Source organism: uncultured Sphingorhabdus sp. (assembly GCF_937872355.1).
Taxonomy (GTDB): domain Bacteria; phylum Pseudomonadota; class Alphaproteobacteria; order Sphingomonadales; family Sphingomonadaceae; genus Sphingorhabdus_B.
In genome coordinates this window covers 57,932-65,362 of record NZ_CALMSV010000176.1, presented here as the reverse complement: position 1 = coordinate 65,362, position 7,431 = coordinate 57,932, and the positions used below count along the sequence as shown (strand labels likewise).

Annotated in this window: 9 protein-coding genes; 2 read left to right on the top strand and 7 right to left on the bottom strand. The window is 59.6% G+C overall.

Annotation, left to right across the window (positions count from 1 at the left end; all coding sequences use genetic code 11):
• Window positions 1-503: SDR family NAD(P)-dependent oxidoreductase (locus Q0239_RS11880; protein ID WP_298603067.1), on the top strand; the 503-nt coding region annotated here is incomplete at its 5' end.
• Between the two features lie 17 nt (window positions 504-520).
• On the top strand, window positions 521-1,354 hold the full coding sequence (locus Q0239_RS11875; RefSeq protein WP_298603064.1) for a TauD/TfdA family dioxygenase: 834 nt from the start codon (window positions 521-523) through the stop codon (window positions 1,352-1,354).
• Between the two features lie 125 nt (window positions 1,355-1,479).
• Here the strand turns inward: Q0239_RS11875 and Q0239_RS11870 are convergent, their stop codons facing one another.
• Genes Q0239_RS11870 through Q0239_RS11840 form a run of 7 tightly spaced genes read right to left on the bottom strand, consistent with a single transcriptional unit; the run spans window position 1,480 to window position 7,426 of the window.
• The gene (locus Q0239_RS11870) at window positions 1,480-1,935 is read right to left on the bottom strand and encodes a nuclear transport factor 2 family protein (protein WP_298603061.1); all 456 of its coding nucleotides are present in this window, start codon (window positions 1,933-1,935) and stop codon (window positions 1,480-1,482) included.
• Complete coding sequence (locus Q0239_RS11865; protein WP_298603058.1) at window positions 1,916-2,443, bottom strand: SRPBCC domain-containing protein; 528 nt, start codon at window positions 2,441-2,443, stop codon at window positions 1,916-1,918. Before Q0239_RS11865 ends, Q0239_RS11870 begins: the two co-directional genes overlap by 20 nt.
• Entirely contained in the window at window positions 2,443-3,516 is a 1,074-nt protein-coding gene (locus Q0239_RS11860) for a hypothetical protein (protein ID WP_298603055.1), read from the bottom strand. Before Q0239_RS11860 ends, Q0239_RS11865 begins: the two co-directional genes overlap by 1 nt.
• Complete coding sequence (locus Q0239_RS11855; RefSeq protein WP_298603052.1) at window positions 3,513-4,283, bottom strand: SDR family oxidoreductase; 771 nt, start codon at window positions 4,281-4,283, stop codon at window positions 3,513-3,515. The genes Q0239_RS11860 and Q0239_RS11855 overlap by 4 nt, the downstream gene beginning before the upstream one ends.
• Before the next feature lie 10 nt (window positions 4,284-4,293).
• On the bottom strand, window positions 4,294-5,454 hold the full coding sequence (locus Q0239_RS11850) for a sulfotransferase (protein WP_298603049.1): 1,161 nt from the start codon (window positions 5,452-5,454) through the stop codon (window positions 4,294-4,296).
• Window positions 5,451-5,969 (bottom strand): nuclear transport factor 2 family protein, encoded by a 519-nt coding sequence (locus Q0239_RS11845; protein ID WP_298603046.1) that lies wholly within the window; start codon window positions 5,967-5,969, stop codon window positions 5,451-5,453. Before Q0239_RS11845 ends, Q0239_RS11850 begins: the two co-directional genes overlap by 4 nt.
• Window positions 5,966-7,426 carry an FAD-dependent oxidoreductase gene (locus tag Q0239_RS11840; RefSeq protein ID WP_298603044.1) on the bottom strand — a complete coding sequence of 487 codons (1,461 nt, stop codon included), beginning with the start codon at window positions 7,424-7,426 and terminating at the stop codon, window positions 5,966-5,968. Before Q0239_RS11840 ends, Q0239_RS11845 begins: the two co-directional genes overlap by 4 nt.
• Window positions 7,427-7,431: the final 5 nt, after the last annotated feature.

The window sequence follows — 7,431 nt, the reverse complement described above, 5'->3', positions numbered from 1 at the left end:
TGCTGTGCAATATTTCGGGCATGCTCAAATGGGGGCCGAGCACCGAATTTGCGGTGGAGGATTTCGAACGCATCCTCAAAATCAACACTACAAGCGTCTTCGTGTTGTGCCAGGCCGCGCTGCCGCACCTGATCAAGAGCAAGGGCAATATCGTCAACACCGCGTCGACCGCCGCCTTGCAGGGCATCGCCTACACCATCGCCTATTCGGCATCGAAGCATGGCGTTGCCGCGATCACCAAGGGGCTGGCAGTCGAGTTTGCCGCAAAGGGCGTGCGCGTCAACGCGATCTGCCCTGGCCATGTCAACACGCCGATGGGCAATTCGGCCCCGCCAGCGGGCGACGTCAATTGGGATCTGGTGATGCGCAACGCGCCCAAGCTGGAAAATGGCAGTTGCGAACCGGAGGATATCGCTGCACTCTTTGCCTATCTGGCAAGCCAAGAGGCACGCAAAATAACCGGTTCGCTGTTCACCATCGACGGCGGGCAGCTCGCGGGATAGGGTTTGGGAGAGAGGAAATGACGACCATACAGCTGGAAAAGATGTCAGAGCATGTCGGGACCGAGATGCTGGGGCTGGATCTGAACAATCTGACCGACGGCGACGTCGCAGCAATCAAGGCAGAGCTTGCGGCACGCGGCCTTGTGGTGTTTCGCGATCAGCAGCTTGATGAACAGGGCCATATCGCTTTCGCGCACAAGATAGGTCCGATTGTCGTCAACAACTATTTTCCGGAGAATGGCAAGTTCCCGGAAATTGCCGAAGTCCGCAAGGCGGAGACGCAATTGGCGAATATCGGCGGCGGCTGGCACACTGACCACAGTTACGATCAGATTCCCGCGATGGGATCGATCCTGGTCGCACGCGAGCTCCCACCTGTGGGTGGCGATACGCTATTTTCCAGCATGGCGGCTGCTTATGAGTCGCTTTCCGATGGACTGAAATCGACGCTGGAAACGCTGCGCGCCGTGCACACTGCCGATCACATCTATGGCCCGCAGGGCTTCCTCAGCAATTCGGATCAGGGCGCTGATCTGAAAGGCCGCGAACTCAAGACCCATGCGGTGCATCCGGTGATCATCCGTCACCCCGATACGGGGCAGAAACTGCTCTATGTCAATTCCGCCTTCACGACGCATATCGAAGGCTGGAGCCGCGACGAAAGCCTCGCGTTGCTCAACTATCTTTACTCGGTTGGAATGCAGGATGAATTCCAGTGCCGCCTCAAATGGCAGCCGGGCACCGTAGCGATGTGGGACAACCGATCGACCTGGCATTATGCGCTCAACGACTATCATGGCCACCGGCGTCTGATGCACCGCATCACCATCGACGGCGTGCCTATCCACTAACTATTGCGCGCAAGGAGAACCGTAGTGGTGAGCTTGTCGAAGCACGCCTCACAGGGTAACTCTGCAGCCTAGAAGCGCCCTTCGACAAGCTCAGGGCTACGGTGGGTTCTGCAAAAACGCATAATTTAACGCAGCAAAGCCCGTGCGGCTTGGCTGCCGTCGAGCGGGGCGTTCACGCGCCGCTCGACACGCCAACCGTGGTCAGTGCGGACCAGTTCCCAGCGATTGGCGGATACGCGCCAGACTTCGAAGCCCGACGGAGTGTTGCGAAAAACGACGCTGTGACCGCGCGCCACTGCCCTATCGCCGTCAAGGTCTATTGCGACGGGGCCCAGCAGGTGCGCGCAGCCAGCCGCCATCAGTGCTCGGTGTGTATCTCCGTCAATCAGCGCGGCGATCGCCGCCCTTCCCTTTGCCTCGGCCATTCCACCAACGGCATAGCTGCCATCTTCGATCCACAGCGCAGCAACGCCCGTGGCATCGCCACTGTCGGCAAGTGGGCCGTAAGACGCGATGAGGTTACGGATCGCCTCGCGATCCTCGAGCGCGGTCAGCCGTTCTTCAACCGTTAGCGGCGGCATATAGTGCTTCGGCTCGGGCTTTTAGCGCAACGGCGCTATCGTCAAAGGCGCGCTTGATCCAAGGGCCTGCAAAGCGGAAAACATGGATGCCGTTTGCACCCAGAAAGGCATCGGTGGAATAATAGCGGCAACTTGCGTCACCGGTCGCCTCAATCACCTGGTCACGTCGCGCCGGGTAGGGCCAGTAATCCAGATTGGGAAATTCCCAGCTGAGCAGTTTCTCAGGTTCAAAGCCGCAAATATATTCGAGATTGGGGACGGTCGGTCCGCCCGCTGTCGCATAGTTGATCAGCGTCATTTCGATCGGCGCGCCCATTTCGAGCGTCGAGACAGCGCGGATACAGAACGGGTTCCATTCATTGTAACGCGGCAGATCGGTAAGCACGTCCCAGACGGTTCGTGAAGGCGCGGATATCTCGATCGTCTCCGAGCGGGTGACAGCGTCGGGATTGAAACCGAACACCGGGTCTTCTTCGTGGCCTTTCGCCTGCTTCATCCAATCGAGCATTACAGTTCCTCCAATTTCACGACGCGCGCGGTTGGCAGCAGGTGTTCGCTTGCGCCCGCCCAGCGTAGCAGCGCTGTTCCCTCGCGATGGCCGCAGGTGTCGATCCAGTTACCCACACCCGGATCTCGCGCGGAACAAATGATCCGCACGCTGCCATCGGGCTCCAGCCTCGCGCTATGTTTGTTCACGCTGATCTGGCGGAAACGATAGTCGAAGCTCTCCATCCACCAATTATCGAGCTGGAAATTCCAATAGTAACATTCGGGCGGCGTTACCTCGATCACCCAGGCCTCGTCTTCGGCAATCTGCCAATAGGCATGGGCATAATAGATATCTTTCGCCCCACCGCCTTTCTGGAACATCGACTGTTCGATTTCCGGGAAGCTGTTCGGGTGCTGCCGGAACAGTCGCGTCCAGTCGGCAAAGGTACTCGCGATACCGCGCACAAACTGCGCCGACGTAGCAAGCCCGGTCGCCAGTCTTTCAGCGGTCAGCGTTTCCGGAACGGCCGGACCACCGAGGCGTTCGTTATGAAATCCCCCGCCACGTTCATTGTGCCGATCCAGTGCGGACTGGCGGAGCACGATCACGCTGGCATCAGGCTCCAGCCGCAGCCAGTTGCCGGGTTGCGGGTTGCAACTGGCGATGATCTCCACCTCTCCGTCCGGCCCCCATATAATATCGCTGTCGAGCAACTGGCCTGTGGCATGCGCACTGCCATCAATATGATAGCGCATCGCATTGGCGACGATTGAAAAATAGAACATCGATCCGCGTCTGCCGGTGATCCGATAATCGTTCGTCCCTCGGATAGAGGCGTTCCAATAGACATTGTCCGGATTGTCGGCCCCGATCTTCGCCGTTTCATGGCTGAGCTTGTAGAAGAAGGGAAAGTCAGGATCCGAAGCCTCGACATATTGCTCAAGTGCCAATTTGGTCAGCCGCGACAGATAGCGGAAGCCTTCAGCGCGGATCAGCGGGTCGTCGGGCACGTCGGGTGCCAATATCACCTCGCCTGCATCTGCCAGCTTGACGCAGAAATCGCGCCAGGCTTGAGCCGGATCGCTGGTCACGCCGCCACCCAGTCGCCGCCATTTACGTCGAGCATCGCACCGGTAATCTCGCTCGCATAATCAGAAAGCAGGAAATAGACCGCCTTGGCACAATCGGCATCAACGGGAATATGGCCAACCGGGATTTCTGATGCCCGCTGCTGGCGGAATGCGTCTCCACCCTCGCCCATGCTGGCGAAGAATTGTTGCAGCGGAACACCGTCCATCCAGCCCATAAGCGCGGTATTCACACGTATGCCAGTGCCGCCCAGTTCAACCGCGAGCTGGCGTGACAGTTGGTTGAGTGCCGATTTGGCCATCGCATAGCCACCCTCGCCCGGCATCGGCTTTCGAGTGGCCAGCGTGGAGATATTGACGATCGATCCAGATCCTTGTGCCTTCATCGTCGGGATCACCGCTTGCGCCATGCGGAGACCGCCAACCGCTACGACATCGAGCACCTGGGTCAGTTGTTCGATCGAATGCGCCTCAAGATTGGCCCAGTCGGGGTGGTAATAGGCCGAGTGCACTACACCGTCGATGCGCCCCCATGTGTCGAGCGCCGCCTTGGCCATCGCATTGCAATCCTCGGTATTCGATACGTCGCAGCGCACCGCAATCGCCTCGCCGCCTTTGGCGCGGATATCGTCGGCAATGGCCTCGATCGCATCAACCGAACGGGCGGACACGTCAACCTTCGCGCCTTCTGCGGCCGCCCCGCGGCACAATGCCTGGCCCATACCCGGCCCCGCGCCGGTGACAATCACCACCTTGTCCTTCAGGATCATCGCTCTCTCCTCAGCCCAGATATTTTTTGTGATAGTCGGCAAAATCGGCAGCTATACCCTCGGGCGTCAGCCCGAAATCAGCGGCGGCATATTTATGTTTCGGCCTCGCCTCGCGCGCATTGACGGCGATAGTCTGTTGCATCGCCAGCCGGTCGTCCGCATCAGGCGCAAGGCCCAACCCCCGAAGAAGCCTTTCGCCCGTGCCCTGCGGATCAGTCACCGTGTCAGGATAGGCTATATCGATCACCTGCCCTGCTGGCAGGGTATCGCGGATAGCCGCAAGCCGGTCAAGGCCTTCGCGAAATCGCTTTGTCCAATGCGCGCCTTGCATTTCCTTGCGATAGCTGGTCGACGAATTGACCGACAGCGAGGCACACATGCTGCAATAGCTGGGGAGGACATCACCGACATCGCGGTGGGTCATCACCAGCTTGACCTCTGGCCAGACCTTCAGCAGCCCCGCGAGCGCACCCATTACATAATGCGGCGTCTTGAACACCCATGGCCGACGCGTCTCCCCGCGCGCCACGCGCTGGTGCTGGATCACCTGCATGAAACGGTAAAGATCGCGGATTGCCGGTTCGTGGTCCTGTTCTGCCTGCCAATGGCCATAGGCGTGGATCGGCATCATCGAGTCATAAGTGGTCGAAAGGAAGGTGCGGTCGAGCAGCACCACCTCTTCGTTGATCGCCATCGAATCCATCGGATCGATGCTTTCAAAATCGGGCCATTCGGAAAGCAGCCAATCGACCATACCCTTCGCCGCCTCCTGCCGAGGCGCGGGATCATCCATGGCCTCTCCCGGCAATGGAAATGGAAAGGCGGTTTCCCACCACCACAAAGCCGTCAATTTGGGTGACGCGGCGAGCAGCCGGTGAACCATCGTCGATCCGGTGCGCGGCAGGCCGATGATCGCGCAAGCCAGATCTATCCGCTCAGCGGCAGCCGTGGGATGATCCTTGAAATATTGTTCAAGCTGCAACCGGTCGACGAGTGCGCCCTGGATACGCGCGCCTGCACTGCTTTCGGGTGAGACGAGCCCGGCATCGCGGTTTACGTCGTCCACCAGCCGGCGGAGCGGCGCGAGGAACCAGTCATTGCCAAAATCGGAGAGCCCGGTCGCGCCCCGCGCGCTTTCCATCAATGTTTCGACGTTCAGATGTTCGGTCATGTCGCTAGTTCCGCAAGCAAGCGCAGTTCCCAAGACGGATCGGTCCGGTCGGCACGGCCATTGGGTGCATCGCTCCCTATCGCGGCAAATCCTTCCTCATCGACGGCGATGATGCTGCCATGGTCAAAGATCAATCGACGGCGCAGGAATTTCCATTCACCGTCGCGACGCTGGTATCGATCGAGATAACGACCCCAGACCGTAAATTCGCGGCGCTCCGGCGGATGGCTGCGATGCAGCGCCATGACCAGATGTTCGCCTTCGGCGTCATCGCCCTCTATGGCAAAAAGGCTATTGGTGATGGCATGGATCGTCGCCTCCCAATTGGCCATCATCGAAGGCAGCCATTCGACAAAGGCATCCGGCCCGCCGGAAAACATGGCACCATGGTCGTCCATGGCATCATCATGATAGCAGGATCGCACCAGCCTGTAATCGCGGCGGTCGATGCCCCGGCAATAGCGCATCACCAGATCGAGCAGCGCCACCCTGTCGAGAAGCGCCTGCCCGTTCATCCCCGCCCGGCTCCGATCCCCGCCTGTCGCCCGAAAAAGGTGCAATCCGCAAGGCTCATACCCGAGCTATAGCCATGTCCCCAGGCAGGGAGGCCCGACGTGCAGCGGCCGGCGGCGAACAAGCCGGGGATGGGCACACCCGTACGATCGAGCACCTCGGCATGGGCCGAAGTGCGCAGCCCGCCAAGCGTGAAAAAGCTGAAATAGCTCGTCTGGAAATTAAGCTCGAGCGCGATGAATGGACCCTGGTCCAGCGGCGTCAGGATTGGCGGTTTCTTGTCGAATAGCGGATCGCGGCCTTCATGTGCATGCGCGTTGTAAAAGGCCATGGTCGCTGACAGCGTGCCTTTCGGCATCTCAAGTTCAGCCTCGACCTCTTCCCAGCTGTCGCCCGTTCCGGCGATGGTCATCTGGGCAAAATCCATCGGCTGGACGAAATGGGCATTGTCGAGAAGCAAATAGACCTTGCCACCCGGCTGGTCGACCGCACAGCGGCTCACCCGTCCATGGTAGCAATCTTCGTTGATGAAACGCTGGCCCATGATATTGACGAAAACGCCGTTCGCGTGACTTTCGGGCATCGTCCACGGACAGGTGGTGAAGAACTGCTCCATATGGATCGCCTCTCCACCGGCGCCGAGGCCGAGCAATATGCCCATGCCGTCATCCTTGTCGCCAATGGGCGTCGTGATCTTGAAGGTTTCGGGGCAATATTTGCGCCGCATTTCCTCATTCATCACAAAGCCGCCGGTTGCCAGCACCACGCCCTTGCGCGCACGGACGAAACGGTTCTGATTGTCTATGCGCACCACAAGCCCGACAATCCGGCCCTGATCTTCGATCAAAGCGATGGCTCGGGCGTCCACGACGACCTCGACACCCTTCGCTCGCGCCGATGCTTCGAGCGTGTCGACGAGCGGGCGCCCTCCGCCCCAACCCATATGCTGGATGGTGTGGCCGCGCGGCGCGGGTTTAGCGATGTTGCAGAAAGGCGCCGCGGCCTCGCTACCCGACCAGATCAGAGTAGAATCGTCAGTCGGTTCGATATGCTTGCCGGGCAAGTAATTGCCGCGATAGGGCACACCCTGCGCCTTAAGCCATGCAAAATGGTTCAGCGCCTCGCGGCCATAATGTTCGCATTTGGCTTCATCAACGCACGGGCCGCCGGCGGCTTTCAGATAAGCGATAAAATCTTCGGTGCTGTCTTCAAATCCCGCCGCGCGTTGCGCATCGGTGCCGCCGCCACCGCCGATATAGATTTCGCCACCGGAAAGCCCGGATGCGCCACCGCTACCCGAATTGCGTTCGAACAGCATGACGCGGGCGCCTGCACCCGCTGCTTCAATCGCTGCACAAGCACCGGTTGCACCGAAGCCGACGATAGCAACATCGGTTTCATAGTCCCAGGCCACGACATCGGCGGCAGGAAAAGGCTTGTGGAGCGAAACTTCAGCCATCAATG

Coding starts and splice junctions, on each gene's coding strand:
- Q0239_RS11875 (WP_298603064.1), top strand. CDS start 521: ATGACGACCATACAGCTGGAAAAGATGTCAGAGCATGTCGGGACCGAG.
- Q0239_RS11870 (WP_298603061.1), bottom strand. CDS start 1,935: ATGCCGCCGCTAACGGTTGAAGAACGGCTGACCGCGCTCGAGGATCGC.
- Q0239_RS11865 (WP_298603058.1), bottom strand. CDS start 2,443: ATGCTCGATTGGATGAAGCAGGCGAAAGGCCACGAAGAAGACCCGGTG.
- Q0239_RS11855 (WP_298603052.1), bottom strand. CDS start 4,283: ATGATCCTGAAGGACAAGGTGGTGATTGTCACCGGCGCGGGGCCGGGT.
- Q0239_RS11850 (WP_298603049.1), bottom strand. CDS start 5,454: ATGACCGAACATCTGAACGTCGAAACATTGATGGAAAGCGCGCGGGGC.
- Q0239_RS11845 (WP_298603046.1), bottom strand. CDS start 5,969: ATGAACGGGCAGGCGCTTCTCGACAGGGTGGCGCTGCTCGATCTGGTG.
- Q0239_RS11840 (WP_298603044.1), bottom strand. CDS start 7,426: ATGGCTGAAGTTTCGCTCCACAAGCCTTTTCCTGCCGCCGATGTCGTG.